Below are 26,152 nucleotides of genomic sequence, written 5' to 3'. Positions count from 1 at the left end.
TACTACGAAATGGACTAGGTCGGGGAGTTAGGCCCTCCTCGTCACCCGCACTATGGTCTTTAGCGGGGGCCGAATTCCGGAGGCGTCCGGTCAGACCGTACCGGGCCCCGGAAGCCGACTTCGAAGCCTCGTCCTGCGGGGACAGCGGTCCTCGGCGGGCACTCGCAGGAGTGCCGCTGTCGGGGTTTACCGGTGGCAATCCGTCAGGCGCGGAAGCGAGCAGCGGACCACTGGACACCTGTCGCTCGTAGGGCCGCGGGGTGGAGGACGCGACCGGGATTCCCCGGTACGGAACGCCGGGCAAATCCGGCTGTCCACCATTCATACCCAACAACCTTTTCCTGCACTCAGTCGCCCGGAAGCCACGGGCTTCCGGACTCTTTCGCTTGCAAAAGGTTGATCAAAACCACGGCGTCACCCCCTCGTCCGGGCGTCTACGACGCCCGGACTCGAGGGACTCCTTGGTCCGCTCGCTTCGCTCGCGGTACGATTTCTGAGACTCGACAGCACCGCAGAAAGGGCCGTCGTTAGTCGTCTCCTATCCGTCTTACGCCTTCGACCAGCGAGCGGAGACTGGGGCTTTTGACGATTTCCTGCCCGTCGAGGAGACCCATCTCCTCCACGAGTGCGGGCTTTTCGACCCTTTTAGCGCTTTCGTCTTTTTCGTCGTTCATACCTACATATCGTTCTTTCAGCGATATAAATCTACGTCCGACCTCGTAATCGTCCGAAGCGGTTTCGACCGACGAGGTGAGACGATGCGACGAGTAACCCACCGACCACGACACCGAAAAGAACGGCCGAGAGCGACGAGAGGAGCCAACTCGTCTGGCCGAAGTAGAGACCGTACACGACTCCTCCGACGTAGTATCCCATCGACAGGAAGAGAAACACGTGGCTGACGAAGAGCATGAGCGCGTTTCGTCGGTTCGCAAGCGTATTCTGTTTCATCCACGTCGTGTAGTTGTAGAGCAACGCCGCCAGCCACTCGTCTTCTGCGGGAGTTTGCCGTAGAACCTTTCGAACGTCGGCCGCGCCCGCTCCGACTCGAAAAGAAGTATTCGAGTAGGTTCGAACCGCGGCAACCATCGACGTAATCGAGGTGACGACACCAGCGGCGAGAAAGCCGTTCGCCATCCGTTCGATGTCCGGTGTCGTCGTACTGCTCGCCAGTATCGACGCCAACGTCAACACGAGGCCGAGCAGGAGGACGTTGAGACGAAGGACCTGAATCCCCTTGTCGTGGATTTCACCAATCGCCTCGGTCTGTTGGTCGAGAACTGCTCGCGCTTCGTCCCTCGTGACGCGAAGCGACGCCACGTCGTACACCGACTCTCCGCCATCCGATTGCTCGTCGCCCATCGTGGCCCGGATTCGTCACGTCTTCGTACAAAAAGGCTCGCCGGAAAAGAGGCTCGCGGGAAATCAGTCGTCTGCGGCCTCGACCATCCCCTCGACGTTGGTGAGTTCCAGCCCGCCGCCGATGGTCCGGTTGGGGTAGGGGATGTCGATGTCCTCGGCGTCGAATCGCTCCTTCACGCTGGTCACGTAGTCGCCCTTGATTTTGACGTAGTCGCTCCGGCTCGGGTTCGCAATCCAGATTCTGGACTGGAGACCGACCGAGGAGTCCCCGAGTTCGGTGAGCCGCACCGAGGGCGCGGGGTCGTCCAGAATCTCCGGGTGGTCCTCGGCCTCCTCGACGATGATTTCGGTGGCGCGGTCGATGTCGTCGTCGTAGCCGATGCCGAACAGGAACTTGAGGCGCAGTCGGTCGTAGGCGACCGGGTTCTTGATGACGCCGTCGGTGAGTTGGGAGTTGGGCACCGTCAGCAGTTCGTTGTCGAAGGTCCGGACGCGGGTCACGCGCAGGCCGATGTCCTCCACGACGCCCGAGTAGCTTCCGCCGTCCCACTCTATCCAGTCGCCGATTTTGAACGGCTGGTCGGTGTAGATGAACACGCCCGAGACGAAGTTCTTGATGACGTCTTGGGTCGCCAGCCCGATGGCGAGTGTGGCCGCGGCCGCGATGGTCGCCAGCGAGGTCAGGAAGTTGCCGTAGTCGGCGAACCCGAACGCGACCGAGACGGCGACGAAGACGACGCCGAACCGGACGAGTTTGAGCAGGGGCGTCTTGGCGTGGCGGTCCACGTCCCGTCGGTCCAAGAACCGACTGACCAGCGGAATCACGGTCAGTCTGCCGACGAGGTAGATGACGACGAGCGAGACGACGAAGTACAGCGCCTGCGTGACCGCTAAGGCGTAGCCGGAGTTGTCGAGTAACCGCTCTAGAATCGGGAGCGGTTCGACCATCAGTGGAGGACCGCGGTGTTACCTCGGGTCTCGACGAGGTCCGCGTTCACGCGGTCGGCCAGCTCCTCGGCGAGTTCGTCGGTCGTGGTGCCGCCGCGGGCCGCCCGGAGGAACTTGACCTTCACGAGTTCGCGGTCGGCCAACTGGTCGGCGAGTTCGTCGGTGACGGAGTCGATACCGGACTTACCGACCCAGACGGTCACGTCGAGGTCGTGAGCCTGCTTTCGGAGGCGTTCGTCAGTCATGGTTCCTCCTCCGGGTGGAACGACCTTAAAAGGCGGGAACCGAGGCGGCGCTCGAGCGTGAAGCGGAGCGTCGGTGACTCAGGAGTCGTAGGGGTATCGAGACTGCTCGCCGCAGTCGCAGGTAATCACCACGTGGCCGTCTTGAGTCCGGACGCGGGCGTTCTTGCCGGGTCGGAGATAGCTATCGCAGGCGTCGCAGGTGAATCGCTTGAGTTGCTTGGGGAGCGCGACGCGATTGCGCTCGGCGAGTCGGCGCGCGAGTCGAACGTAGTCCCGAGCGCGCTCGTCGTGACACTCCGCGGCGGCGTCGCGGGCGAGCGAGGCGAGACGCTCGATGCGCTCTTCGGCTATTGTCATGAAGTATGGGAATGGGGGGTGGGGGTTTCCGGGGCGAGACAGGACAAGGATAGAAAGTGCCTGTGTTGCCCCATCGGGGTAATTATCTAAGTGGATAATATAGTTTTTGGTTTCTATCGGGCGAATTCGACCATCGTCCGACCGTTTTCCACAGGATTCCGGTCGAGGTTCCACCCGGTTCCGGTAGGGTTTTGTCGCGGGCGCGTTTTCGCTCGGGTAGTGAGCACGCGCGACGACGCCGAATACGCGGTTTTCGGACGATTCCAACGATGAAGGTGAGCCACTACTTCGAGTGGGAGGAGTACATCACGGGCGGGCACGCCCAGTCGGTGGACAACCAGCGCAAGATTATGGACCGGCGGGGCATCGACTACACCCCAGAGCCGACCCTCGACGCCGACCTGCTCCACCTCAACAACATGGGGCCGAAGTCGCTCTACTGGGCCAAGAAGGCCCAGCGCGCCGACGTGCCCGTCCTCGTCCACACCCACCAGACCGCCGAGGACTTCCGCGAGAGCTTCGCGCTCTCGAATCTCCTCGCCAAGCCGATGAAGCCCTACCTCGAATACGCCTACTCGCTGGCGGACCACCTCGTCTGTCCCTCCGAACACAACCGGCGAGTCGTAGCGGAGTACGCCGACGCGCCCAAAACCGTCATCAGCAACGGGTTCGACCCCGAGAAGGTCGAGGGCTACGACGACGAGGAGTTGCGCGAGGAGTATCTGGACCGCTACGACCTCGACCCGCCCGTCGTCTTCAACGTCGGCCACGTCATCAAGCGCAAAGGGTTGGAGTCGTTCGTCGAGACGGCCCGCGCGATGCCCGACCTCGACTTCGTCTGGTTCGGCTACCTCAACCCGGCGGGCGGCGAGTTGGACCGCTTTTTGAAGAGCCGGGACACCAAGCGACTGGTCGAGAGCGCGCCCGACAACTGCCAGTTCACGGGCTACGTCGAGGACATCGAGGGCGCATTCGCGGCCGGGGACGTGTTCTTCTGGCCGAGCAAAAACGAGAACGAGGGCATCGCCCTGCTGGAAGCGATGTCCTGCGGCAAACCGCTCGTGATTCGGGACATCCCGACCTACGACTGGCTGGACGACGAGACCCACTGCCTGAAAGCCAGCGGCGCGGTCTCGGACTTCACGTCGCAACTCGACCGCCTGCGCGACCCGGCCCTGCGCGAGGAGCTGGGCGCGAACGCCGCCGCGAAGAGCCGGGAGTTCGAACTGGACGCGGTGGGCGAAGACCTCGTAGAGTTATATCAGAGAACCGTTTAGTTGTCTTTTATAATACTTCTTGTTTCTTTGACGTAGGATATTGATTCTTGGGGGAACCGCGACGGCCGGTCGCCGAGCGTCGAACTCTCGGGTTCAACGCTCGGCGACCGGCGATTGAATCGGTCCGCCGACCGCCAATCGAATCGGCCGGGCAACTCAACCGAATCGGAAATTTCGCCCGACGGAACAGTCGTCGCCGACGCCCGACTCGCTCCTCGGCGTTCGCTCTCGCACCGCACAGCACGCCTGCCGACGGATTTACCTCCGGCAGTCGCGTCGAACGAACTTCACAAGGCCTTAAGTATCGGTTCCCAAAGGGGCAAATAATGGAACAGGTCGCCGCGTTCACCGACACCTACCTGCCGACCGTCAACGGCGTGACCTACACCATCGCGTCGTGGCGCGAGCGATGGGAGCGTGCGGGCGGTCGGATGGACGTGGTCTACCCCAACGCCGACGGCCACCGGCCGAGCGACGGCGAACACCCCGTCGGAAGCCTCCCCTTCCCGTTCTACGACGGGTTCCGTCTCGGCACACCGACGATTCCGAAGGCGGTCAGAGACGCCGAGGTCGTCCACGCCCACACGCCCTTCAGCATCGGTCTCGGCGGCCTGCGACTCGCGCGCGACCAGAACGTCCCGCTGGTGGCCTCCTACCACACGCCGACCAGCGAGTACGCCGAGTACGTCTCGCCGACCGACTCCGTCGCCTCGCTGGTCGGCCGGATTTCCGAGGCCTACGAGCGCTGGTTCTTCGGTCGCGCGGACGCCGTCCTCGCGCCCTCGACGGCGACCCGCGACCACCTCAAAAACGAGGTCGGCGTGGACACGACCGTCGAAGTCGTCCCCAACGGCATCGACACCGAGCGGTTCCAACCCGTCGAGACCGACGACTTTCTGGACCGCCACGGTCTCCGGGGCGAGCGCCCGCTAATCGGCTACACCGGGCGACACGGCTACGAGAAGCGCCTCTCGGAACTGGTCGCGGCGGCCGCCGACATGGACGTGACCGTCGTCTTCGGCGGCGACGGCCCGGCCCGCGAGGAGTTGGAGGCCCAAGCCGAGAACATCGGCGCTGACGCGCGCTTCTTGGGCTTCCTCGACCGCGAGGAGATGCCCGCGTTCTACTCTGCGCTCGACGTCTTCGCCTTCCCGAGTCCGGTCGAGACCCAAGGGCTGGTCGCGCTGGAGGCCAACGCCTGCGGAACGCCGGTGGTCGGCGCGGACGCCGGTGCGCTGGCCAATACCATCGACGACGGCGAGACCGGCTACCACTACGAGAGCGGGAACATCGACGACTTCAAGGCCGCGATTCGCCGGACGCTGGCCGAGCGCGAACAGTTGCGCGAGACGTGTCTGGCCCGCCGGGACGCGGTCAGCGTCGACCACGCGGTCGAGAAGTTACGGGACATCTACGACAGCATCCGCTGAAACCGATAGAATCAGACGGCGGTCCGGAAACCGAGTCCGCGAACCGGGGCGCGAGCTTCGAGGTAACCTTCTAGAGTTCGACGCGCTCGACCAGATTGTTGTCGCCCTCGCGGATGTTGACCGCGACGATTCGGATGTCGTTTTCCAGTCCCGAGTCCCGAAGTTTCGCCTTCAGCAGGTTGTCCACCTGATAGACGCCCGCGGCGTTGAGCATCTCGATTTCCACGAGGACGGGCACGGTGTCGCCGGACATCAGCGAGACGCGCTGGATGGCCTGACTGGAGACGGTGTCGATGCCCCGACCGCCCTTCTCGTAGGGCATCCGCGAGCGACCCTTCTCCATGTCGAGGGCGTCGGCGACCCGGACGACCCCCGCCTCGGTCGTGAGGGGGTCTTCTTCGGTGTGGTGGCAGAGAATCGCGTGGAGGACCTCGCCCTTGACCCGGATGACCTCCTCGGTGTCGTAGAAGTCGAACTGGGGGAGGATGCGGTCGAGGATGTCCGACGCGAGCGGAATCGACCAGTAGGCGTGTTCGTCGCGGTGGACGACGTGACCGATGTCGTGGATGGTCGCGGCGAGCGCGATGATGACGCTCTCGTCGGCCTCGTCCAGTCCCTGCTCGGAGGCCCCGTTGAAGTCGATGTTGCCCTTCTTGAGCAGGTCGTAGAGCGCGAGCGCCCGATTTCGGACGATGCTGATGTGCTTGCTCCCGTGATCGTTGTACCCCTTCCGGACTACCGGATTGACGTTCTGGGCGTCGAGATAGGTCTGAATCTCGGTGTCGTTGTCGATGAACTCCAGCACCTCGTTGAGGCGCTCGTCGGGGAAGGCGTGTTCGGCCTCGGGGTCGTATTCCCGACCCTCGTCGTCGGACTGCTCGGTTTCCTCGCTCTCTCTCATACCGGATACGTCGTGCCCGAGAAGAAAAAGTCCTCGGCCAGTCTGGCGCGTTTTTCCACTCCTGTCGCTCGTCAACGACAAGTCCGGGCCAATCCGCGAAAAAATACCGGCGACAGTCGAGTTCTTACTCGGCGGCTTCGGCCGCGGCGTCCGCAACCTCGTCGTAGTCGGGTTCGACGCCGGGGTCGTCGCTGACCCACTTGTAGGAGACCTCACCGTCGGCGTCCACGACGAAGACCGCGCGCTTGGCGACGCCGTAGTAGCCCATGTCGGCGAAGTCCATCTCGACGTCGTAGTCGTCGATGAGTTCCTTGTTCGAGTCGCTGATGAGACCGAAGTCCAGGTCCTCCTGGTCGCGGAACTCGTTGAGCGAGAACGGGGCGTCCACGCTGACGCCGTAGACGGTCGCGCCGACCTCCTCGAACTGACCGAGGTCCGACTGGAAGGTACACATCTCGGTCGTGCAGACCCCGGTGAACGCGCCGGGGAAGAACGCGAGGACGACGGGACCGTCGTCCAGATTCTCCGAGAGGGTGAACTCCTCTACGTCGCCGTTTGCGAGCGGTGCCGTGAAATCAGGTGCGGCGTCTCCGACTTCGACCATATGCGTCCAGACGTAGACGACTCGGGGAAAAGACAGTTCCGAATGTGGCCGAGGAACACCCGCCAGCGTCGCCCGTCGGCGGCGAAGGACTCGACTTCTCCGGCGAAACGTGCGAATCGCCGAACGTGTCGGGGGAGCAAAAAGCCTATAATCCAGAATCAGCTATCCTGAGGTAGAGATGGAAGCAATGATCCCACTGTTCGGACCCGTGCCGGGCGGGATGGAGATGATGGTCATCCTCCTCATCGCCGTCCTGCTGTTCGGCGCGAACAAAATCCCGAAGCTCGCCCGCTCGACCGGCGAGGCCATGGGCGAGTTCAAGAAAGGGCGTCAGGAAGTCGAGGAAGAACTCCGCGAGATGCAGGACGGCGGTTCCGAGTCCGTCAGCGCGGAGTCCACCGACACGGTCACCGAGACCGACACGGAAACCGAGACAAACAACAGCTAAATCGCTTTTTTCGCGGGGCGTGTGGCCTAGTGGATTAGGGCAGGAGGTTCCTAACCTCCTGACCGCGGGTTCGAATCCCGTCACGCCCGCTTTCCGACGAGCGAAGCGAGTCGTGAAAGCGGCACAGGGATTCGAACCCTGCAAGTCGCACGCCTGGACCGGCGCGAAGCGCCGCACGCCCGGACCGTCTTGCTCTGGTTCGAATCCAGTCACGCCCGTGAACCTTTTGCTGCGCTCGCGCCCCGAGAGGCGCTCGCTGGCAAAACGTTCATGAAAAACACTGCGTCACCGCCTCAGAAGCGCCAGAGGCGCTTCTTCGACGATTCCTTGGTCCGCTCGCTTCGCTCGCGGTGGAATCGCTAGTTCGACCGCCACGCAACCGCGACAGCAACAACACCGAAACTGCCCAGCACCGCGACAGCACTGCAACCGCGACAGCTACCGCGACCGCCCCGCAATAGCACCGCCACCGCTCGAAAACAGTCGCCCCGCCCTCGACAACATCTCGCAACGCTAGATATCGAACCCGAGGAGAGCGCGCGTCGAATACTGATACGGGCCAGCGTTACACCCCCGTCTCCCCTACGAGGAGGTGATGATTGCAAGCTCGCTCCTCGCAGAGGTGCAACGATGATGTGGCAAGACCTCGTCTTCCTCGTCGGAAGCGTCTTCTCGATAGTGTTTCTCGTGCCGACGCTGAAGGACCGCACCGCCAACGTCCCGCTCGGGACCAGCCTCCCCTCCGCGCTCATCGGTATCGTCTACGGCGCGAGTTTCTACAGCATGGGCATGGCGTTCTCGGCATCGGGGTCGCTCGTGACGGGACTGCTCTGGGGAGGGATTGCGGCGCTTCGGTCGCCCTCGCTCTCGACGCTTTCGCCCGAAATCGGGTCGATTATGGCGCTGTTCTCCTCGGACTGACGGCTCTCGGCTGCTGATTCTGCGTGCGCGAAAAAGCTCCACAGTATCGAGTCGTCCGGCTTCTCCGTCGCCGTGTTCGTCCGTAATGACGACTTCGCCATCCAACCTTTTCCTGCGCGAGCGGTCTCCGCCCGCTCGCTTGCAAAACGTTGATGAAAAGAGGACTACCCGTCGCCGTGTTCGTCCGTAATGACGACTTCGCCGTCCACCACGTCCACGTTGATGAGCGTCTTCACGTCGTAGTCGGTGTCGTCGAGTTCGTTGGCACCCTCCTTCTTGATGACCGCGACTACGTCGGCCACGTCAGCGCCGATGTGTTCGAGCGCCTCGGTGATGGCCTTCATCGTGCCGCCCGTGCTGAGAACGTCGTCCAGAAGCAGAACGCGGTCGCCCTCGTTGACGTTGTTGACGTACATCTCGTTCTCGGAGTAGCCGGTCTGCTGGGAGAGCGAGACTTCGCCGTCGAGGCCGTACTCGCGCTTGCGGATGACGACGAGGGGGATGTCGGTCATCAGGGAGACGGCGGTCGAGATGTGGATGCCCATCGCCGCGGGGGTGACGATTTTGTCTACGTCCTCCAGCTCGGCTTTTCGGATGATCTGGATGACGATTTCGCGGAGGAGGCCGGGTTCGAGGACCGGAATCCCGTCGCTGATGGGGTGGACGAAGTAGTGATAGCCGTCTTTCTCGATAATCGGCGCGTCGAGCAGGGACTGCTTGAGCTTATCCATGTTGGGGGTACTCGACGCGCCAATAAAAGGTGACGGAATCAATCCGGGCATGCGAGGCCCTACAGGGCGAATCGCCCGACGGCGGGGACCGACGAGGTCCGCGCGTCGGTCGGTTGCTCGTAGTAAACATAATCTCGCTCGCGCGTAAGAGAAATATATCTATGCCTCAAGCAATTGAATATTGGTTCTAAAGACTTGTTTGTATTTGTCTCCTCGGTCGGAGTAGCGTCGAGGCCGGTCCGAGGGACTCCTCTGCGCCACCGCCGAGGGACCCCCTGCACGACCGGCGAACGTCCCCGAATTTGAGAACTGTTAAGTCCGGTCCGAGGTGAGTCTCGCACGTGCAACCGACAACGGACCCGGCAGCGTCGGCAGTCCTCGCCGTCGTGTTCCTGCCGTTCGTGGCCGCAGGGTTGGTTCCACTCGTCTACCGGTTGGTGGGCGAGCGGACCGCCTACTACGCGGCCGCGATTGCGCTGGCCTGCTTCGGTCTGGTGGCCAGCCAGTACGGCACGCACGGCGCGGTCTCGTTCCCGTGGATTCGCTCGCTCGGGGTATCGCTGAGTTTCTACGTCGATGGCCTCTCGCTGCTCGTTGGCTTCCTCGCCAGCGGCGTCGGGGTCCTCATCCTCACGTACTCCGGCGGCTACATGCACGGTGAACCGTCCCAGCCGAAGTACTACGCCTCGCTTCTGGCGTTCATGGGGTCGATGCTCGGCGTCGCGTTCGCCGCCGACCTCATCGCGCTGTTCGTCTTCTGGGAACTGACCAGCCTGTCGTCGTTCATGCTCATCGGCCACTACCAGCGACAGGAGAGTTCCCAGTACGCCGCCCGCAAGTCGATGCTCATCACGGTCGCGGGCGGCCTGTTCATGCTGATCGGGTTCCTCCTGCTCCACTCCGTCCTGTTGGACGTAACCTCGGGGTCGAACGCGTTCAGCATCGTCTACATGCTGGAGAACCCCGAACTCGTCCAAGAGGAGCTTCGCTCGGCGGGCCTGTTCCTGCCCGTCCTCGGCCTCATCGGGGTCGGCGCGGCCGCCAAGTCCGCGCAGGTCCCGCTCCACATCTGGCTCCCGAACGCGATGGAGGCCCCGACGCCCGTCTCGGCCTTCCTCCACTCGGCGACGATGGTCAAGGCTGGCGTCTACCTGCTGGGGCGGTTCCGCCCGGTGCTGGTCAGCCACGAGTGGGAACTCCTGTTCGCTATCCTCGGCCTGACGACGATGACGGTCGCCGCGGTGCTGGCGGTCGGCGCGACCGACATCAAGGAACTGCTGGCGTACTCGACGGCCAGCCACCTCGGACTCATCGTGGCCGGGTTCGGCTTCGCCTCGGAACTCGGCGGCGAGACCGGGGCCTTCCACATCATCAACCACGCGACGTTCAAGGCCGCGCTGTTCCTCGTCGCTGGCATCGTCGCTCACGAGGCCGGGACTCGGAAAATCGAGAATCTGGGCGGCCTCAAGGAGGACCTGCCCATCACCGCGGCCATCACGGCGGTCGCGGCGCTCGGCATGGCCGGAGTCCCGCCGTTCAACGGTTTCTACTCCAAGGAACTGCTGTTCGAGGCCGCGTGGGAGGCCGCGGTCCACGCTGGCGGCGGACTGGCGTACCTCTACCCCGCCGTCGCCGTCTTCGGGAGCGTCTTCACCTTCCTCTACTCGATTCGGTTCCTGATGCTGTTCTTCGGCGAGAAGCCCACGGGCCTCCACAAGGTCCACTCCCCGCCGAAGGCGATGCTCGCGCCGCCGCTCCTGCTGGGCGTCATCGCGGGCCTCGTCAGCCTCGGCGGAATCCTCGGCACCTTCGGCATCCACTTCGCGCCCTTCGACCACTTCGTCGGCGAGGTCTGGGCCAGCACGCTCCCGCCGGGGTCCGACCTCCACGGCGGCTTCAGCTACTACTTCCCCGACCACATCACGCCCGCCGTGACGATGAGCGCGGTGACGCTCGTCCTCGGCGCGGCGTCCTATCCCTTCTACGGTCGGCTTCACGAGGGCGTCAACCGCGTGACCGACGTGAACGTCCTGCGGGCCAACTGGTACTACAACTCGGCAGTGTTCGGACTGAACGGGGTCAGCGACACCACCGCCGAGCGAGTCCAGAACGGCCTGCTCCGGACCTACGCGACGTGGGCGCTGGCCTCGGTCGCCGGACTCACGCTCGCTGGCTACGCCGCCACGAGCGTCACGCTCCCCGCCTTCGAGCTCTCGAAGGTCGCCGTGACCGTGCCCATCCTGCTGGTCCTGCTGGTCGCCATCGTCGGCGCAGTCGCGGTGTCCATCGCGCCCTCGCACATCTCGGGGGTCCTCACGCTCTCGATTCTGGGCTTCATGGTCGCGGTGTTCTACGTCCTCGCGGACGCGCCGGACCTCGCGCTGACCCAGCTGGTGGTCGAGACCCTGCTGTTGGTCATCTTCCTGCTGGTGCTGGACAAGCTTCCGGCGTTCTACGGCAACACCGACCGGGCGAAGATGGCCCGCGACGGCGTCCTCTCGGCGGCAGTCGGCGCGACCGTGTTCGTGACCGTGCTGGTCTCGACCGCGGCGACTCCGACCGACGGCATCGCCAGCTTCTTCGTCGAGCAGGCGGTCCCGGTGGGCGGCGGTGGCAACATCGTCAACGTCATCCTCGTGGACTTCCGAGCGTTCGACACGCTCGGCGAGATCTCGGTCGTGGCGATGGCCGCCCTCTCGGTGCTGACGCTCGTCGCCATGCGCGAACGAGGTGAGACCCAATGAGTACAGTCATCGCACGAACCGTCACGCGGACAGTCGTACCGATTATCCTCGTAACCGCAATCGCCCTGCTGTTGCAGGGGCACAACCTGCCCGGCGGCGGATTCATCGGCGGCGTGCTGACGGTGACGGCGTTCGCCCTGATTTACGTCATCTACGGGCTGGACTACTTAGAGGAGGAACTGCTCCACCAGATACGCGCACCCTTGCTGGACTCGATTCGCCACGGCATCGTGGAGAACTACCAAGTCGCGTTCGGCGTGGGGCTGGCAGTCGCCGTCGTCGCCGGACTCGTCCCGCTCGTGTTCGGGGAGAACTTCCTCTATCAGTCCCACTGGTACATCAAGCCCCTGCCGATTTACGGCAAGCTCCACGTGGCGAGCGCCCTCGCGTTCGACCTCGGGGTCTACTTCGTCGTGGTCGGCGCGCTCCTGACGATTCTCGCGGTGGTGGGAACGGAATGACTCAGTTCGTCCTCGCTGGCGTGCTGGGCGTGCTGTTCGCACTCGGGACCTTCCTCGTCCTGCGCCGCGACATCGTCCGCGTGGTCTGGGGCGTCACCATCATCAGCCAGTCGGCCAACGTCTATCTGGTGACGATGGGGGGCCTGTCGGGCGGCGTCCCGATTCTGTCCCACGGCGGTCACGGCGGCGGTCACGCCGTCAGCGACCCGCTGGTGCAGGCGCTCGTGCTGACCGCCATCGTCATCGGATTCGGGACGACCGCGTTCGCGCTGGTCCTGACGTATCGGGTGTATCAAGAACACGGAACCATCGACCTCCTCGAATTGGGTGAGAAAGCGTGAGTCAGCAGTTCGTCGTCGCACCCCTGCTCGTCGCCCTGGTTACTGCCATCGCCACCCTGCTGACCCGGCGGTTCGGCCGGGCGCAGGTGACCCTGAGCCTGCTGGGCAGTCTCGGTTACCTCGGGGCTGTCGCGTTGCTGGTCTCGAAGGTTGACCCCCTCGGCGCGAGCAACGTCTTCAGCTACCAGCTCTCGGGTTGGCAGGCACCGTTCGGCATCACGATAGTCGCCGACTCGCTGTCGGCGTTCATGCTCGCGTTCTCGGCGGTCATCGCTACCGCCGCGCTCGTCTTCTCGGCGAGTTACGTGGACAGTTTCGGCCAGCGAGTCTCCTACCACCCTCTGTTCCACTTCATGATGGTCGGCGTGACGGGGTCGTTCCTCACGGGCGACATCTTCAACCTGTTCGTCTGGTTCGAGGTCATGCTGATGTCGAGTTACGTCCTCGTGGTGTTCTACAGCGGTCCGGAACACACCCAGGCGGCGCTCCAGTACGTCGTGTTGAATCTGGTCGGGAGCGCGGTCATGCTACTGGCCATCGGTGGTCTCTACTCGACCACCGGGACGCTCAACATGGCAGACCTCGCCCGGCGAGTCGCCGACCCCGCGGCCTTCGGCGACTTCGCCATCGCCCCCGTCCTCGGCCTGTCGGCCCTGCTGTTCGCGGTGTTCGCGCTCAAGGCGGGTCTCGCGCCCTTCCAGTTCTGGGTGCCCTCGGCCTACCGCGCCGCGCCCGCCCCGGTCTCGGCGATGCTCGCGGGCGTCGTCAAGAAGGTCGGCATCTACGCCATCGTCCGAGTCTACTTCACGGTGTTCGGCGCGGCCGCCATCTCCGAACTCTCGCTTCCGGGCCTGTCGGTTCCCGACGACGGGAGCGCCCTGCTCGCGTTCTACGGACCCGTCATGTTCGTGATGGCCGCCGCGAGCATCGTCGTCGGCGGTCTCGGCGCGGTCAGTCGAGACGACATCGACGGCCTGCTGGCGTACTCCTCGATCGGACAGGTCGGGTTCATCGTCCTGCCGCTGGCCATCGCCGCCACCGCGCCGACCGAGGAGATTCGCGTTCTCGGGGTGGCCGCCGCGCTGGTCTACGCGCTGAACCACGGCTTCGCCAAGGGACTGCTGTTCCTCGCCAGCGGCGCGGTCTACGACGCCGTGGGGACCGAGCGGTTCCCCGACCTCGGCGGCCTGACCGAGAGCGCGCCGTGGCTCTCGGCCGGGTTCTTCGTCGGCGCACTCGCGCTCATCGGCATCCCGCCGCTGTCGGGCTTCTTCGGCAAGATGCTCGTCTTCGACGCGGCGGGGAGCGCGAGCGCGGCGGGCGTCGCGGGGTCGAACGCCGCGCTCGGCATCGCGCTGGTCGGCGCAATCCTGACCATCGCGTACTTCTCTCGCGCGTGGAACCGCGGCTTCTGGGGTGAACCGCCCCTGCTGGTCCGGAACGCCGACGCGAAGGTCTCGCTGGTCGCGGTCGTCGTGGCGCTCGCGCTGGCCATCGCACTCCTCGGCGTCGGCTTCGACGTCGTGATGCAGGCCGCGAACGCTGGCGCTGAAGCCGCGCTCGACAGGCAGGGCTACATCGACGCCGTCCTCGGGGCCGCTGAGGGCGGGAGCGGAGGTGGTCACGCATGAACACTCGAAAGTGGCCAATCGTCGGCGTCCTGCTGGCGCTCCTCTGGCTGTTCGTCCGCGGGGTCGCGCTCGACCCGATGGCAATCCTCGGCGAATTCGTCATCGGCCTCGGTATCGGCCTGTCGATTGCGTTTATCTTCCGGCGGTTCTACACCGAGCGGACCGCGCTGGCGCGCAACGTCCGGGCGATTCCCTACGCCACGCTCTACGTCGGCGTGTTCCTCAAGGAACTGCTGACGGCGAACATCGACGTGGCCTACCGAGTCCTCGCGCCCAGCATGCCCATCGAACCCGACGTGGTTGTCGTCCCGCTTCGGGTCCAGACCGACGCCGCCGTCACGACGATTGCCAACTCCATCACGCTGACGCCGGGAACACTCACCATGGATTACGACGAAGAAGCGAACGTACTGTACGTACACGGAATCACCGGTCGGAACCGCGAGGCGGTGGTCGAACCCATCCGGACGTGGGAGGACTACGCGCTGGTCATCTTCGACGAGGAGCGAAAGCCCGGCGACCCCGTGCCCCCGGTGCCCGAAGCGCCGAGGGCCGAGGGGCGAGCGGACGGCGGGCCGAACGCTGGCGACGCCGACCGCCCCGAGGAGGGAGGTGAGACCGATGGCGAGTGACCCAACCTTGCTCGCGCCGGTCGTGAACGCTGGCCTGATTCTGGCCAGCGCGCTCACCCTGCTGGCGGGCTACCGGGTCATCAAGGGACCGACGGTGCCCGACCGGGTGGTCGCGCTCGACACCATCGCAACCAACGTCGTCGCCATCGCGGCGCTGTTCGCGCTGTCCACCGGCGAAGGGCTGTTCGTCACGGTGAGCCTCGTCCTCGCCATCATCGGGTTCATCAGCACTATCGCAGTCAGTCAGTTCGTAACCGAAGGTGACATCATCGAATAACCATGAACGAAATCCAACAACTCGTCGTCGCGGCGCTCGTCGTCGTCGGGAGTTTCTTCCTGCTGGTCGGGACGGTCGGCCTGCTTCGGTTCCCCGACGTGTACAACCGGATGCACGCGAGCAGTAAGGCGGCCACGCTCGGAGCCTCTTCGATACTCCTCGCGGGGTTCGTCTACTACGGCCCGCAGGGCGCGGGCCTGACTTCGCTGGTCGGCATCGTCTTCCTGTTCCTGACCGCGCCGACCGGCGCGCACCTCATCTCGCGGTCGGCCCAGAAGATGGGCGTGCCCTTCTTCGGGAAGGCGGCCGAGTGGCCCCGCGAGGAGTCGGACTGACAATTCCAGAACAAAGTTAAACGGTTATTTTCCTCTCCGAAGAGAACGTCTTTATTGTTCTCAGAGCGAATCGGACTCCCAGAGAGCTACAACTCGGCGGCCAACTCCTCGGCTACCTTCCGACCCAACTCGTCTTTCGTCCCTTCGTACTCCCGAGTGCTGTTCTCGCGGACGAACAGGGTCCGGGTCTCGTCGTCGCCCATCACGCTGGCGTCGTTGGCGACTACGAACGAGAGGTCCGCCCGCCGGAGCGTCTCGCGGGCCGCCGAAATCATCTCCTCGTCGTCGCCCGAGGTCTCGGCCTTGAAGCCGACGACGGGGATGTCGCTCTCCTCGCGCACGCTGTCGATGAGTTTCGGCGTCGGCGTCAAGTCGAGGCTGAGGTCCCGTCCCGAGCGAATCTTTTCGTCGGCGGCCTCGACGGTGTAGTCCGAGATGGCCGCCGCCGAGACGACGGCCTCGGCGGCTCCCGCGGCGGCGCGGTCTACAACCTCCTCGGTCATCTCCGCGGCGGTCTCGACTTCGACGGTCTCGGCGTAGGGGACCTCCTCGCCGTCGTGGACCAAGGTCACGTCCGCGCCGAGGACGTAGCAGGCCCGAGCGACCGCCCGGCCGGTCTTGCCCGAGGAGCGATTCGTCAGGACGCGCACCGGGTCGATGGGTTCGCTGGTCGCACCGCTGGTGACGACGACGTTCGCGCCCTCGAACAGGTCTGGCGAGGCGGCGCGGGCGACTTCGGTGGCGATGGCCTCCTCGGTGGCGATTTTGGCCTTGCCCTCCTCGATTCGGGGCGCGACGAACTCGACGCCCCACGACTCCACCCTGTCGATGGCGTCCAGCACGCCGGGGTGGTCGTACATCGGTTCGTGCATGGCGGGGGCGACGACCGTCGGCACGCCAGCCCCGAGCGCGGTTGTCGCGCAGGTGGTCACCGGCGAGTCGTCGATTGCGCTCGCAACCTTGCCGACCGTGTTGGCGGTCGCCGGGGCGACGAGGAACACGTCGGCCCAGCCGTCCCGGCCGCAGAGTTCCACGTGTTCGACCCGCCCGGTGATTTCCGTGACGACGGGGTTGTCGGTTGCGAACTCGACCGCCCAGGGGTGGATGATTCCCTGCGAGCTATCGGTCATGACCGCGCGGACCGACGCGCCGCGACGGCGGAGTTCGTGTGCCAACTCGACTACCTTCACCGCCGCGATGCTACCTGTCACACCCAGCGCGACGTTGACTCCCGCGAGCATTACCCGACGTTCGGTTCCTGAGAGGGTAAAGAGGTACGGGTTGCGGTCGGACTCGGTCGCCGACCCGTATTCCCGGAACCGCCCGGAGGATGATTTAAACTGTTAAGCTTACATCGAACGATCGAACGGTTGCAACGTTCCGGTCGAAACGCCCGGGAACGAATCACCCGTTAATGTACCGCCGGTACAAGGTGGATTACGTATGACAGAGCCATTCGGAAACGAGACGGTCGAGGACGTAAGCGAGGCTTTCGATCTCCTCCGGAACGCCCGACGGCGGGGCGTCCTCTACACGCTCGAACGCAACGAGCGAATGAGCGTCGGTACGCTGGCGAGTCGAATCGCCGCGTGGCAGTCCGAGGAGAGCGAACGCGCGCCCGACGCCGGAAACGTCGAGACGTCGCTCGTCCACTCGCACCTGCCGAAACTCGACGCCTCCGACGTGGTCGAGTACGACCGCGACGAGCAAGCCGTCGAACTCGCCGACGCCGCCAGCGACCTCGACCCGCTTCTGGAATGCACCCGGGAGCGCGAGGCCGGATTCGCCGCCGTGAGCGGTCTCCAGACCTCGAACGTGTAGACGCGACCCGCGCCCTCGCTCCGCTCGGAACCGGCGATACGCTCCGACGACTCGTTTCTTCGACGCGCTCGCTCGACAGCGCCAGCGCTATCGACTGTGGAGTCTATTCGGCGAATCGAAAGTGAAGAGAAAGATTACGCTTCTGCGAGGAGCGTGTCGTCGTACTCGCCAGCGTCCACCTTCTCCTTGAACTCGCGGGCGTCGTCGCCCTCGATGGTGACGCCGAGCGAGGCGCAGGTGCCGACGATTTCTTTCGCGGCGTTCTTCGTGTCGTAGGCGAGCAGGTCCGGGGACTTCTGCTCGGCGATGGTCTTGACCTGTTCGATGGAGAGGTCCGCGACGAAGTCCTCTTGGGGTTCGCCGCTTCCGGTCTCGAAACCGGCCTCGTCCTTGATGAGCGCCGCCGTCGGCGGGACACCAACCTCTATCTCGAAGCTACCGTCGTCCTCGACCGTGATGGTCACGGGGACTTCGGTGCCGTCGAACGCTTCGGTCTGGTCGTTGATCTCGTTGACGACCTCCTGTACGTTAACCGGGGTCGGTCCGAGTTCCGGACCGAGCGGCGGACCGGGGTCCGCCTGCCCGCCAGCGACGAGTACTTCTATCGTCTCAGCCATACCTAAACGAACCCGCGCGGCGGTTTTAAGGCTTGCTAAGTCAGTCGTTCACCCCAGGCGAACGCCGCGACTGCTCAGAAACTCGCTGGCGTCCCGAATTTCGACGGGACTCCCGATGACGCGGACGAACTCGCCGTCGGCGTCGTCGCCGACTTCGAAGAAGGTCAGCGTGAATCGCCCGTTCAACTCGTCCCGAAACTCCTCGAACAGGTCCAACGGCAGGACGAGTTGCGTTGTCTCGCGGAGGGCGACCGGTTCGGACATCGTCGTACGTGAGTTGTTCTCTACCACTGATATTAACGTGTCGAAGTCGGGGCGCGCCTGAGAGCGACTCCACAGAAAGAAAGGGTTTTTCGGCCCGCACGGCCGATTAGCAGATAATGGGACTGGAGGAAGAAATCGAGGACCTCCGCGAGGAGATAGCCGAGACTCCGTACAACAAGTCCACGGAGGAGCACATCGGACGGCTCAAGGCCAAGCTCGCGGAGAAGAAGGAGAAACTCGAAAACCAGTCCTCCGCCGGCGGCGGCGAGGGCTACCACGTCGAGAAACACGGCGACGCGACCGTCGCGTTCGTCGGCTTCCCGAGCGTCGGGAAGTCCACGCTCCTGAACTCGCTGACCGCCGCCGAGAGCGAGACGGGGTCCTACGAGTTCACCACGCTCGACGTGAACCCCGGCATGCTCCAGTACAACGGCGCGAACATCCAACTGCTCGACGTGCCGGGCCTCATCGAGGGCGCGGCGCAGGGCAGGGGCGGCGGCCAAGAGGTCCTGTCGGTCGTCCGCGCGGCGGATTTGGTCGTCTTCGTCCTCTCGGTCTTCGAAATCGACCAGTACGAGCGTCTCAAGAAGGAACTCTACGAAAACAAGATTCGCCTCGACCAGTCGCGCCCGAGCGTCAAAATCGCCAAGAAGGGCAAGGGCGGGATTCGCGTGACGTCGAGCGTCGATTTGGACCTCTCGGAGGACGTGGTCAAGGAGGTCATCCGCGAACACGGCTACGTCAACGCCGACGTGACCATCCGCGAGCAGGTGGACATCGACCGCCTCGTGGACGGCGTGATGGACAACCGCGAGTACATCCCCTCCATCGTCTCGGTCAACAAGGTGGACCTCATCGAACCCGACTACATCGAGACGGTCAACGCCGAACTCCGCGAGTACGGCATCGACCCCGACGAGGCCGTCTTCATCTCCGCCGAGGAGGAGAAGGGCCTCGACTCGCTCAAGGAGACGATTTGGGAGGAACTGGGCCTGATGCGAATCTACATGGACAAGCCCGGTCGCGGCGTGGACAAAGACGAGCCGCTGGTCCTCGAAAAGGGTTCGACCGTCGGTGACGCCGCCCGAAGACTCGGCGGCGACCTCGAAGACCGCTTCCGGTTCGCCCGCGTCTCGGGACCGAGCGCAAAGCACGACGAGCAACAGGTCGGCAAGGAACACGAACTCGCCGACGAGGACGTGCTTCGCCTCGTCGTCCGGAAGTGAAGCAAGCGGTGGAGGGACGCGAGTCGAGCGACCGGGAAGTGAACAGACGACTGCTCGCGCTGGCGGCGATGTTTCTCGTCCCTTGGACCGTCCTAACGACGGGGGATTTGGTGTTCGCGTGGGGACTGCTGAGTCTCGACCCGCTCCACGTCACGACGCTTCCGGACTACCTGTTCGTCTACACCCGCGGGCTTCCCCGGCGACTCCTCGCGTGGCCCGTCGCGGTCCTGCTCTATCTGTTGGCAGTCGGGAGCGCGCTCCTCGGCCTCGTCGGTCGAGAGGACGGCCGCGTCACGGGCGGATTGCTGGTCTTCTCGGGCGTGAGCGGCCTCCAGTTCGCGCTCGGGATGACCCGGAGCGGTCTCCTCGCGGTCCCGGTCGGCGTCGTGCTACTCTGGACCGCGGCGTGGTGGTTCTACTGGCCGGACCTCCGGCGCGCGGTGTGGCGATAGCGGCGGAGAACGTCGTTCCAACGACGAGTGAGGAGATATATACGTGTTCTAAAGAAATAACTAGTTGGCTTTAAGAAACCTATAGTTGCGTTTCCGGGGCCGTCTGGCGGAGGCTCAGTTATTTATTCTTCGCGTGCTCACGCGCGACCCGCATCCGGTCGCGCGTGAGCGAACGAGTCTTTTCCCGGCCTCAATTTTCCCTGGCCTCGATTCGCCCGGCCTTGTTTTTTCCCGCCTCGATTCGCCCGGTCTCGTTTCCGCGAGCGGTAGCCTTTTCGGCCCGGAACGCCCACTTTCGAACGCATGAACGCCACGCTCGACCACGTGATGATGCGCGTAGAGGACTTAGAGGAGACGCTCGACTGGTACCAGAACCACCTCGACTACGAGGAGAAGGGTCGCTGGGAAGCCGACACCTTCACGAACGTCTACCTCGGTCCAGAGGGCGTCCACGAGGAGGGCGCGGTCCTCGAACTCACCTACAACCACGACGACCGGACCTACGAGATGGGCGACGCGTGGGGCCACATCGCCGTGCGCGTGGACGACGTCTACGACGCCTACGAGCAACTGATGGACGAGGGCGTCGAGGACTATCGGGACCCCGACTCCTGCGGCGGGTCCTACGCCTTCGTCACGGACCCCGACGGTCACGAAGTCGAAATCGTCGAGCGCGATTACGGCGCGCGCTGGAGCCTCGACCACACCATGATTCGCGTCGAGGACGCCGACGAGGCGCTCGGCTGGTACACCCGAAAGTTGGAGTACGAACACACCGGGCGCTGGGAGTCCGACACCTTCGCCAACTACTTCATGAAGCCCGAGGGCGCGGCCGACGAGGCGATGGCCGTGGAACTCACGTACAACTACGACGGCCGGACCTACGAGTTGGGCGACGCGTGGGGCCACCTCGCGGTCCGCGCCGAGGACCTGCACGACGACTGGGCGGCGCTGATGGAACGCGACGCCGAGGACTACCGTGACCCAGAATCGTGTGATAATCGGTACGCGTTCACGAAGGATATGGACGGGCACGAAATCGAGGTCATCGAGCGCGAGGAGTGAGTCCGCCTTCGTCTCTCGTCGCTCCGTCCGAGCGGCGTCTCGGCGTGGGATACCTCCACCGTGAGTACGGAAGAAACGCGACGTTCCCGACGAATTTTTATAAGACGTTCCGCTATTCAGCTCCTCTTCATCGACGGTAATCGGCGATTACAGGCGTGAAAACGGCTAACTAGCGAAGCTGGCTCGCCACAAAGCACTTATAATCTAGTGCTAATATTTGAATCGTACCCCTACCCACGGTGGTGGGAGTGAGTACGAGTGTCCTAAGGCGGGGAAACCTAGGTCACGAGGAAAGGTACGACCATCGACCGAATTACCAATTTCACGAACCATGACAAGTACAACTAACGACAAAATCCGTAGTGCGTTCCTCAGTTCCCTACTCGTCCTGTCAGTATGCGCAGGTTCCGTTGCCTTCGTAGGTGCGGCGACCGCAGCCAACAACGCGCAAGCCGCAGGCGCAGATGCAGGAGCCGATTCCGGTTCGACCTTCTGGGCGGGACAGGAACTCTGGGTGAACGCGGAAGAAGACCAAGGTGGCGAGACGTGGCAGATTCGTTCTGTAACAGATAACAACAACGTCGGCGATCTCACGACCGAGTTCACCCTCAACGATACGGGTGAGGCGGTCATCTCCACCAGCGGCCTGAGTGGGGACTACGTCATCGTCGATAGTCAGGGCAACTCGGTCACGCTCGAGAATGGAGACGTGACGGCCCAAGACGCCGGCAATGTCGGGAGCGATGCGTGGGAGGTCGCCACGCAGACGTTCAACGCGTCGGTGAACCGGACGAACGTCACGACCGCGCAGGATGTCGGTCTCAACTTCGACTCGAACCGCGGTAGCTACAACGTCTCCATCACGTCCGACGACCTCAGCCAGAGCGAGCTTGTGGAGGTCTTCGGTGGAGATGCCGTGACCGAGAACACTTCGGAAGGCGTAATCGTCCCCGGACAGGCCGATTCGACGCTCCCGCTTAACTTTACCGAGGCGGGAAGCTACACGCTCGACATGGAAGTCGTCGACACCGACGCCTCTGGGTCGGTCAGCGTCAACGTCGACCAACAGGGCGCGGCCTCCTACTCGCTCGCGAACCCCTTCCCGAGCGAGGAGCGCGGTGACGTCGGCACCTTCACCGTCGAACTCGACAACACCGATACCGCTACCGTCAAGTTCGGTAGCGCCGACGTCAACTACGCGGTGTGGGCCGACGTGACCGACGCCGACGATGACGGTGAGGTCACGCTTGCGCTTCACACGTATGAGACCGACACAGGTACCGCATCGAGCGTCATTACGCTCGCAGAAGGCTCGAACGACGAAATCAGCAACGAGTCGTTCACCGCCGGATCGAATCTGAACACGCCAATCGAGGCCGGCGACTACGACCTCACGATCTACGATAGCGCTGGCGAAGAGGCTGAGTTCGGGACCTTCGTGCTGAACGAGCGCTCGACCGATAGCGCTCGGACGTGGGTCGCGCCAACCGCTAACCTCGCCGACGCCGGTGAGGTCTACGACGCCGTCGCCGAAAGCGATACTGTCGCAGAAGGTGACGCCGCAGTCGTGCAGGTTCAGGCCTCCGGTCTCTACGACTACTTCGAACTCGGCACGGAGGGGCTGTCGATGGAAGTCGTACAGATGAACCCCGGTGCGAATCAGGAGCCGAACGAGATTTCGGCCGAAAACTACGCGGTCATTCCGGACCCGGAGAACAACACGTTCTTCGTGGCCATCGACACGTCCGCGGCACAACCCGGTCAGCAGTACCGAGCGACCTTCACCGTCAGCAACGAAACCGGTGACGGAAACAAGCTCCTTCCCGAAGGAGAGTCACAGTCGGTGAACACGACGTTCTCCGTGGTCGAGAGCGAGGTCACGTTCGACACTACCCGCGAGGACGTGTACGTCGTCCCGAACGGCGAGGTCAACGTGAGCGGCACGTCGACGTTCGCGCCCGGCACGACCTTCCAAGTCACTGCCCGCTCGACCGCCGCGAACCTCCTCCAGAGCCAGCAGGTGACGGTCGATGCTGACGGTACGTGGAACGCCAGCTTCGACTTCAGCGAAGTCGAGAACGGCACCGAGTTCACGTTCACTAACGGTCGAACAGACGACAGCGTGAGTGCGCTCGTCGACGCTGACTTCCAAGGCGCTGGCGAAACGACGACGACGACCACTACGACGACGACCACCACGACGACGACCACCATGACGACTACGACCACCGAAGAGACCACCACCACCACGACGGAGACGACGACAACTGAGGAGACTACTACCACGACCGAAGCGACCGACGGAGGCATCCCCGGCTTCGGTCTCGGTGTCGCACTCGTCGCACTCGTCGCCGCCGCGCTGCTGGCGATTCGTCGCAGTCGGAGCCAGTAACTCGGCTTCGACGCCGCACTCGTTCGGCCCGGCAGTCGCGCTTCGAAATACCTGGTTTTCTTTTTAAGCGGCAGTACCAGTAGGCTTACCGAGGTTTCGGCGAGGTCCTCTCTCCGAGAAACCGACCGATACCGGTCGAAACTGGCGTATACGATAGAATCGGCTCCGAGACGTATCACCGTACTCGTGAGAAAACAGGTTCTACGGTATACGCCACCATCGGCCTCTCTACTGCTTCGTAACGCGGCAATAACTCGTCGTGACAACCAGTAACGAGAGGATTCTCAGACCACAAAGCACTTATAACCACGGCGTAACCTTTCGTCTGTACCCCTACCCATGGTGGCAGTAGCGAGTACAGGTGGCCCACATCCGGTGCGGTTCCGGGTTCCCCCGAGGGCCACGGGAAAGGTGCTGTCGCCGACTGAATAACCAATCCAAACCATGACAACGACAAACGACAAAATTCGCAGCGTAACCCTCGCTGCCATGCTCGTCCTGTCGGTGTTCGCCGGTACCGCCGCCTTCGCAGGCTCGGCGGCCGCCGTCGCGAACAGTGCAGACGCAGCTGGCGCGGATACTGCTGCCGACTCCGGTGCGACATACTGGGCCGGCCAATCCGTGTGGGTTAACGCTGGGAACGATGCTGACGACGAAACTTGGCAGATTCGAGAAGTAAATGATGACGGAGAGATTGGCGGTCTTACGACGGAATTCACCCTCAACGGATCTGGTCAGGCAGTCATCTCGACCAGCGACTTGAGCGGTGAATACGTCATCGTTGACAACAACGGTGACGCCATCGAGTTCGAGAATGGTGCTTCTCAGGGCACCCCCGACAGTAACCCTGTCTCCACTTCCAAGTGGGAAGTCGCTACGCAGGACTTCAGTGCGTCGGTGAACGAGACGAACGTCACGACCGCTGACGACGTCGCGCTCAGCCTCGACTCCAACCGGGGCGGCTACGACGTTGCGGTCTCGTCCGACGACATCGACGCCGAAGATCTCGTCGATGTCTTCGCCGACGGGGTCGCCACGCTCAACGACGACGAGGACGCGGTCATCATCGACGGCGGCGCTGACAAGACCGTCGAACCGCTCAACTTCGCCGAAGCCGGTAACTACACGCTCGACCTGAGCGTGACCGACACCGACGCTGAGGCCTCCGTCGACGTCAACGTCGACGAGGAGGGCGACGCGGTCTACTCGCTCGCGAACTCCTACCCGAGCGACGAGCGCGGTGACGTCGGCGAGTTCACCGTCGAACTCGAAAACACCCAGAGTGCTTGGGTCCAGTTCGGCACCGAAGAAGTCAACTACGCCGTTTACGGTAAGGTGACCGACGAGGACGGCGACGGCGAAGTCACCGTCGAAGTCCACACCTACGAGACCGGTACCCAAGACGCTGACGCCGTCCTCACGGACACTGGCGGTGACGACACAGTCACAGAACAGGGCTTCCGCCAGAACGACGACGATGAAGTCCTGAACACCGACAGCGTCATCGAGGCCGGTGACTACGACATCACCGTCTACGACGACAATCCGACTGGCGACAATGCCGAGGAAGAGGCGTTCGGGACGTTCGTGCTGAACGAGCGCTCGACCGACGCGGCCCAGAGCTGGGTCGCCCCTGCCGGAGCCTCCCTCGACGACTCCAGTGACGTCTACGACGCCGTCTCCGAGGGCGACACCATCGCCGTCGACGACTACGCAATCGTCCAAGTTCAGGCCTCCGGTCTGTACGATTACCTCGACACCGGCGACCACTTCGACAGCCAGAACGGTCTGTCGGTGAGCTTCGACCACACCAACCCTGGTGCCAACCAGGACGGTGTCGCGGTCGACCAGGAAAGCTACGACGTGGTGACGGACGCCCAGAACAACACGTTCTTCATCGTCCTTGACACGTCCGACCAGGACGCCTTCGCGGACGGCCAGGAGTACGAGGCCACCTTCACCATCGAAGGGCCCGAGAGCGAGGACGACGACAACTACAACAAGCTCGTCGCCGAGGACGAGAGCGAGTCCGTCAACACGACGTTCTCGCTCGCCGAGAGCTCGGTTAGCTTCGACACCAACCGTGACGACGTGTACGCTGTCCCGAACGGCGAGGTCAACGTGACCGGCACGTCCTCGCTCGCGCCCGGTAGCGAGTTCACGGTGTCGGCCCGTTCGACCGCCGCGAACCTGCTTCAGAGCCAGACCGTGACGGTCGACTCTGACGGTGCGTGGACCGCTGACTTCGACTTCAGCGAGGTCGAGAACGGCACCGAGTTCGAGTTCACCAACAAGGAGACCGAGGACAGCGTCGACGCCGTCGTGGACTCCAGCCTCGAGGCCGACAGCCCGTCGGACAACGGGACGACGACGACCACGACGACTACGACGACCACCACGACTACGACGGAAACCACGACGACCGAGGAGCCGACCGAGACGACGACCACCACGACCGAGGAGCCCACGGAGACCACCACCACGACCGCGAGTGACGGTGGCATCCCCGGCTTCGGCGTGAGTGTCGCGCTCGTCGCCCTCGTCGCTGCCGCGCTGCTGGCTCTCCGCCGCAGCAACTAGATAGCTAACTAACCACCGGCTTTCGCCGGTCTTTCGCGGTTTCATTTTTTCGGCGTGCCAACTCCCGTAGCGACAGCGTCGTCGCACGTG

The 26,152-nt window shown here is 63.7% G+C and carries 28 protein-coding genes, 1 tRNA gene, 1 other RNA gene and 2 pseudogenes; 21 read left to right on the top strand and 11 right to left on the bottom strand.

From position 1 onward, the window contains the following. Positions 1 to 7 precede the first annotated feature (7 nt). Positions 8 to 320, top strand: an RNA gene (gene ffs, locus EPL01_RS17860) — signal recognition particle sRNA. Positions 321 to 527: 207 nt separating this feature from the next. Here the strand turns inward: ffs and EPL01_RS21840 are convergent. From EPL01_RS21840 to EPL01_RS17840, 5 genes are all read right to left on the bottom strand, one after another. Further along, the gene (locus tag EPL01_RS21840) at positions 528 to 674 is read right to left on the bottom strand and encodes a hypothetical protein (RefSeq protein WP_168215950.1); all 147 of its coding nucleotides are present in this window, start codon (positions 672 to 674) and stop codon (positions 528 to 530) included. Between the two features lie 31 nt (positions 675 to 705). Continuing rightward, complete coding sequence (locus tag EPL01_RS17855; RefSeq protein WP_135826644.1) at positions 706 to 1,362, bottom strand: hypothetical protein; 657 nt, start codon at positions 1,360 to 1,362, stop codon at positions 706 to 708. Between the two features lie 63 nt (positions 1,363 to 1,425). Beyond that, positions 1,426 to 2,313 carry a mechanosensitive ion channel family protein gene (locus EPL01_RS17850; protein WP_394346257.1) on the bottom strand — a complete coding sequence of 296 codons (888 nt, stop codon included), beginning with the start codon at positions 2,311 to 2,313 and terminating at the stop codon, positions 1,426 to 1,428. Next, a complete protein-coding gene (locus EPL01_RS17845; RefSeq protein ID WP_135826642.1) occupies positions 2,310 to 2,555 on the bottom strand; it encodes a YhbY family RNA-binding protein in 246 nt (81 codons plus the stop codon). Before EPL01_RS17845 ends, EPL01_RS17850 begins: the two co-directional genes overlap by 4 nt. Positions 2,556 to 2,633: 78 nt before the next feature. After that, positions 2,634 to 2,912, bottom strand: a complete 279-nt coding sequence (locus EPL01_RS17840) for a ribonuclease P protein component 4 (protein ID WP_135826641.1) — start codon at positions 2,910 to 2,912, stop codon at positions 2,634 to 2,636. A gap of 269 nt (positions 2,913 to 3,181) precedes the next feature. On the opposite strand from EPL01_RS17840, the gene EPL01_RS17835 reads away from it, so the two are divergent. Continuing rightward, positions 3,182 to 4,189 carry a glycosyltransferase family 4 protein gene (locus EPL01_RS17835; protein ID WP_135826640.1) on the top strand — a complete coding sequence of 336 codons (1,008 nt, stop codon included), beginning with the start codon at positions 3,182 to 3,184 and terminating at the stop codon, positions 4,187 to 4,189. 326 nt (positions 4,190 to 4,515) lie between these two features. Beyond that, positions 4,516 to 5,619, top strand: coding sequence for a glycosyltransferase family 4 protein (locus tag EPL01_RS17830; protein WP_135826639.1), 1,104 nt, complete (start codon positions 4,516 to 4,518; stop codon positions 5,617 to 5,619). A 70-nt stretch (positions 5,620 to 5,689) separates the two neighbouring features. Here EPL01_RS17830 and EPL01_RS17825 read toward each other — a convergent pair whose 3' ends face one another. Continuing rightward, positions 5,690 to 6,520, bottom strand: a complete 831-nt coding sequence (locus tag EPL01_RS17825; protein ID WP_135826638.1) for an HD domain-containing protein — start codon at positions 6,518 to 6,520, stop codon at positions 5,690 to 5,692. Positions 6,521 to 6,644: 124 nt separating this feature from the next. Further along, the gene (locus tag EPL01_RS17820; RefSeq protein WP_135826637.1) at positions 6,645 to 7,124 is read right to left on the bottom strand and encodes a redoxin domain-containing protein; all 480 of its coding nucleotides are present in this window, start codon (positions 7,122 to 7,124) and stop codon (positions 6,645 to 6,647) included. Positions 7,125 to 7,302: 178 nt separating this feature from the next. Between EPL01_RS17820 and EPL01_RS17815 the strand changes: the two genes are divergently transcribed. The 3 genes from EPL01_RS17815 to EPL01_RS17805 all read left to right on the top strand — a co-directional run bounded on the left by EPL01_RS17815 (position 7,303) and on the right by EPL01_RS17805 (position 8,493). Further along, positions 7,303 to 7,572: a Sec-independent protein translocase subunit TatA/TatB gene (locus EPL01_RS17815; protein WP_135826636.1), complete on the top strand. Its 270-nt coding sequence runs from the start codon at positions 7,303 to 7,305 to the stop codon at positions 7,570 to 7,572. 15 nt (positions 7,573 to 7,587) lie between these two features. Then, positions 7,588 to 7,661, top strand: a tRNA-Arg gene (locus EPL01_RS17810). Between the two features lie 541 nt (positions 7,662 to 8,202). Then, positions 8,203 to 8,493, top strand: a complete 291-nt coding sequence (locus EPL01_RS17805) for a hypothetical protein (protein ID WP_246045740.1) — start codon at positions 8,203 to 8,205, stop codon at positions 8,491 to 8,493. Between the two features lie 164 nt (positions 8,494 to 8,657). Here EPL01_RS17805 and hpt read toward each other — a convergent pair whose 3' ends face one another. Beyond that, positions 8,658 to 9,224, bottom strand: a complete 567-nt coding sequence (hpt, locus tag EPL01_RS17800) for a hypoxanthine/guanine phosphoribosyltransferase (RefSeq protein ID WP_135826635.1) — start codon at positions 9,222 to 9,224, stop codon at positions 8,658 to 8,660. Positions 9,225 to 9,565: 341 nt separating this feature from the next. Here hpt and mbhE point away from each other — a divergent pair, with 341 nt between their 5' ends. From mbhE to mnhG, 7 genes are read left to right on the top strand one after another with little or no spacing between them, the layout of a single operon-like run. After that, complete coding sequence (gene mbhE, locus EPL01_RS17795; RefSeq protein WP_135826634.1) at positions 9,566 to 11,968, top strand: hydrogen gas-evolving membrane-bound hydrogenase subunit E; 2,403 nt, start codon at positions 9,566 to 9,568, stop codon at positions 11,966 to 11,968. Next, positions 11,965 to 12,429: an MnhB domain-containing protein gene (locus tag EPL01_RS17790; RefSeq protein ID WP_135826633.1), complete on the top strand. Its 465-nt coding sequence runs from the start codon at positions 11,965 to 11,967 to the stop codon at positions 12,427 to 12,429. The genes mbhE and EPL01_RS17790 overlap by 4 nt, the downstream gene beginning before the upstream one ends. Then, a complete protein-coding gene (locus tag EPL01_RS17785; RefSeq protein WP_135826632.1) occupies positions 12,426 to 12,770 on the top strand; it encodes a sodium:proton antiporter in 345 nt (114 codons plus the stop codon). The genes EPL01_RS17790 and EPL01_RS17785 overlap by 4 nt, the downstream gene beginning before the upstream one ends. After that, entirely contained in the window at positions 12,767 to 14,401 is a 1,635-nt protein-coding gene (locus tag EPL01_RS17780; protein WP_135826631.1) for a complex I subunit 5 family protein, read from the top strand. The genes EPL01_RS17785 and EPL01_RS17780 overlap by 4 nt, the downstream gene beginning before the upstream one ends. After that, positions 14,398 to 15,033, top strand: coding sequence for a Na+/H+ antiporter subunit E (locus tag EPL01_RS17775; protein ID WP_135826630.1), 636 nt, complete (start codon positions 14,398 to 14,400; stop codon positions 15,031 to 15,033). Before EPL01_RS17780 ends, EPL01_RS17775 begins: the two co-directional genes overlap by 4 nt. Next, on the top strand, positions 15,023 to 15,310 hold the full coding sequence (locus EPL01_RS17770; protein ID WP_135826629.1) for an MrpF/PhaF family protein: 288 nt from the start codon (positions 15,023 to 15,025) through the stop codon (positions 15,308 to 15,310). Before EPL01_RS17775 ends, EPL01_RS17770 begins: the two co-directional genes overlap by 11 nt. A 2-nt stretch (positions 15,311 to 15,312) precedes the next feature. Beyond that, positions 15,313 to 15,645 (top strand): monovalent cation/H(+) antiporter subunit G, encoded by a 333-nt coding sequence (gene mnhG, locus EPL01_RS17765; protein WP_135826628.1) that lies wholly within the window; start codon positions 15,313 to 15,315, stop codon positions 15,643 to 15,645. 86 nt (positions 15,646 to 15,731) lie between these two features. On the opposite strand, the gene coaBC is transcribed toward mnhG, so the two are convergent. Further along, a complete protein-coding gene (gene coaBC / locus EPL01_RS17760) occupies positions 15,732 to 16,886 on the bottom strand; it encodes a bifunctional phosphopantothenoylcysteine decarboxylase/phosphopantothenate--cysteine ligase CoaBC (protein ID WP_135826627.1) in 1,155 nt (384 codons plus the stop codon). A 202-nt stretch (positions 16,887 to 17,088) separates the two neighbouring features. Here coaBC and EPL01_RS17755 point away from each other — a divergent pair, with 202 nt between their 5' ends. Continuing rightward, the gene (locus tag EPL01_RS17755; protein ID WP_135826626.1) at positions 17,089 to 17,466 is read left to right on the top strand and encodes a DUF7344 domain-containing protein; all 378 of its coding nucleotides are present in this window, start codon (positions 17,089 to 17,091) and stop codon (positions 17,464 to 17,466) included. Positions 17,467 to 17,600: 134 nt separating this feature from the next. Here EPL01_RS17755 and EPL01_RS17750 read toward each other — a convergent pair whose 3' ends face one another. Both EPL01_RS17750 and EPL01_RS17745 read right to left on the bottom strand, forming a co-directional pair. Continuing rightward, positions 17,601 to 18,083, bottom strand: a complete 483-nt coding sequence (locus tag EPL01_RS17750; protein WP_135826625.1) for a 50S ribosomal protein L11 — start codon at positions 18,081 to 18,083, stop codon at positions 17,601 to 17,603. A gap of 48 nt (positions 18,084 to 18,131) precedes the next feature. After that, positions 18,132 to 18,347 carry a VNG_1110C family protein gene (locus tag EPL01_RS17745; protein WP_135826624.1) on the bottom strand — a complete coding sequence of 72 codons (216 nt, stop codon included), beginning with the start codon at positions 18,345 to 18,347 and terminating at the stop codon, positions 18,132 to 18,134. Positions 18,348 to 18,463: 116 nt separating this feature from the next. Here EPL01_RS17745 and EPL01_RS17740 point away from each other — a divergent pair, with 116 nt between their 5' ends. The 7 genes and pseudogenes from EPL01_RS17740 (at position 18,464) to EPL01_RS17720 (ending at position 26,062) form a co-directional block, all read left to right on the top strand. Continuing rightward, positions 18,464 to 19,573 (top strand): OBG GTPase family GTP-binding protein, encoded by a 1,110-nt coding sequence (locus tag EPL01_RS17740; protein ID WP_135826623.1) that lies wholly within the window; start codon positions 18,464 to 18,466, stop codon positions 19,571 to 19,573. Further along, positions 19,570 to 20,025 carry a TIGR04206 family protein gene (locus tag EPL01_RS17735; RefSeq protein WP_246045739.1) on the top strand — a complete coding sequence of 152 codons (456 nt, stop codon included), beginning with the start codon at positions 19,570 to 19,572 and terminating at the stop codon, positions 20,023 to 20,025. The genes EPL01_RS17740 and EPL01_RS17735 overlap by 4 nt, the downstream gene beginning before the upstream one ends. A 303-nt stretch (positions 20,026 to 20,328) precedes the next feature. Continuing rightward, positions 20,329 to 21,090, top strand: coding sequence for a VOC family protein (locus tag EPL01_RS17730; RefSeq protein WP_135826622.1), 762 nt, complete (start codon positions 20,329 to 20,331; stop codon positions 21,088 to 21,090). A gap of 331 nt (positions 21,091 to 21,421) precedes the next feature. Next, positions 21,422 to 21,520: pseudogene (locus EPL01_RS22650) on the top strand (surface glycoprotein); the annotation flags it as partial. 84 nt (positions 21,521 to 21,604) lie between these two features. Beyond that, positions 21,605 to 23,482: a DUF7827 domain-containing protein gene (locus EPL01_RS17725; RefSeq protein ID WP_210424193.1), complete on the top strand. Its 1,878-nt coding sequence runs from the start codon at positions 21,605 to 21,607 to the stop codon at positions 23,480 to 23,482. Positions 23,483 to 23,926: 444 nt separating this feature from the next. Continuing rightward, positions 23,927 to 23,992: pseudogene (locus EPL01_RS22645) on the top strand (hypothetical protein); the annotation flags it as partial. A gap of 249 nt (positions 23,993 to 24,241) precedes the next feature. Continuing rightward, positions 24,242 to 26,062, top strand: coding sequence for a DUF7827 domain-containing protein (locus EPL01_RS17720; protein ID WP_246045738.1), 1,821 nt, complete (start codon positions 24,242 to 24,244; stop codon positions 26,060 to 26,062). The last annotated feature ends 90 nt before the right edge of the window (positions 26,063 to 26,152 follow it).

Origin of the sequence: Halorussus ruber, from assembly GCF_004765785.1 — an archaeon.
Classification (GTDB): domain Archaea; phylum Halobacteriota; class Halobacteria; order Halobacteriales; family Haladaptataceae; genus Halorussus; species Halorussus ruber.
Note: the sequence above shows the minus strand (reverse complement) of the source record. Positions and strands in the feature narration are given on the sequence as shown.

Excerpts from the sequence above, each read along its gene's own strand:
- EPL01_RS17770 (WP_135826629.1), top strand. The coding sequence starts at position 15,023 with ATGGCGAGTGACCCAACCTTGCTCGCGCCGGTCGTGAACGCTGGCCTG.
- EPL01_RS17835 (WP_135826640.1), top strand. The coding sequence starts at position 3,182 with ATGAAGGTGAGCCACTACTTCGAGTGGGAGGAGTACATCACGGGCGGG.
- EPL01_RS21840 (WP_168215950.1), bottom strand. The coding sequence starts at position 674 with ATGAACGACGAAAAAGACGAAAGCGCTAAAAGGGTCGAAAAGCCCGCA.
- coaBC (WP_135826627.1), bottom strand. The coding sequence starts at position 16,886 with ATGCTCGCGGGAGTCAACGTCGCGCTGGGTGTGACAGGTAGCATCGCG.
- mnhG (WP_135826628.1), top strand. The coding sequence starts at position 15,313 with ATGAACGAAATCCAACAACTCGTCGTCGCGGCGCTCGTCGTCGTCGGG.
- EPL01_RS17840 (WP_135826641.1), bottom strand. The coding sequence starts at position 2,912 with ATGACAATAGCCGAAGAGCGCATCGAGCGTCTCGCCTCGCTCGCCCGC.
- EPL01_RS17805 (WP_246045740.1), top strand. The coding sequence starts at position 8,203 with ATGATGTGGCAAGACCTCGTCTTCCTCGTCGGAAGCGTCTTCTCGATA.
- EPL01_RS17750 (WP_135826625.1), bottom strand. The coding sequence starts at position 18,083 with ATGGCTGAGACGATAGAAGTACTCGTCGCTGGCGGGCAGGCGGACCCC.
- EPL01_RS17745 (WP_135826624.1), bottom strand. The coding sequence starts at position 18,347 with ATGTCCGAACCGGTCGCCCTCCGCGAGACAACGCAACTCGTCCTGCCG.
- EPL01_RS17755 (WP_135826626.1), top strand. The coding sequence starts at position 17,089 with ATGACAGAGCCATTCGGAAACGAGACGGTCGAGGACGTAAGCGAGGCT.
- EPL01_RS17730 (WP_135826622.1), top strand. The coding sequence starts at position 20,329 with ATGAACGCCACGCTCGACCACGTGATGATGCGCGTAGAGGACTTAGAG.
- EPL01_RS17845 (WP_135826642.1), bottom strand. The coding sequence starts at position 2,555 with ATGACTGACGAACGCCTCCGAAAGCAGGCTCACGACCTCGACGTGACC.
- EPL01_RS17815 (WP_135826636.1), top strand. The coding sequence starts at position 7,303 with ATGGAAGCAATGATCCCACTGTTCGGACCCGTGCCGGGCGGGATGGAG.
- EPL01_RS17855 (WP_135826644.1), bottom strand. The coding sequence starts at position 1,362 with ATGGGCGACGAGCAATCGGATGGCGGAGAGTCGGTGTACGACGTGGCG.
- hpt (WP_135826635.1), bottom strand. The coding sequence starts at position 9,224 with ATGGATAAGCTCAAGCAGTCCCTGCTCGACGCGCCGATTATCGAGAAA.
- EPL01_RS17785 (WP_135826632.1), top strand. The coding sequence starts at position 12,426 with ATGACTCAGTTCGTCCTCGCTGGCGTGCTGGGCGTGCTGTTCGCACTC.
- EPL01_RS17820 (WP_135826637.1), bottom strand. The coding sequence starts at position 7,124 with ATGGTCGAAGTCGGAGACGCCGCACCTGATTTCACGGCACCGCTCGCA.
- EPL01_RS17830 (WP_135826639.1), top strand. The coding sequence starts at position 4,516 with ATGGAACAGGTCGCCGCGTTCACCGACACCTACCTGCCGACCGTCAAC.
- EPL01_RS17740 (WP_135826623.1), top strand. The coding sequence starts at position 18,464 with ATGGGACTGGAGGAAGAAATCGAGGACCTCCGCGAGGAGATAGCCGAG.
- EPL01_RS17775 (WP_135826630.1), top strand. The coding sequence starts at position 14,398 with ATGAACACTCGAAAGTGGCCAATCGTCGGCGTCCTGCTGGCGCTCCTC.
- EPL01_RS17790 (WP_135826633.1), top strand. The coding sequence starts at position 11,965 with ATGAGTACAGTCATCGCACGAACCGTCACGCGGACAGTCGTACCGATT.
- EPL01_RS17825 (WP_135826638.1), bottom strand. The coding sequence starts at position 6,520 with ATGAGAGAGAGCGAGGAAACCGAGCAGTCCGACGACGAGGGTCGGGAA.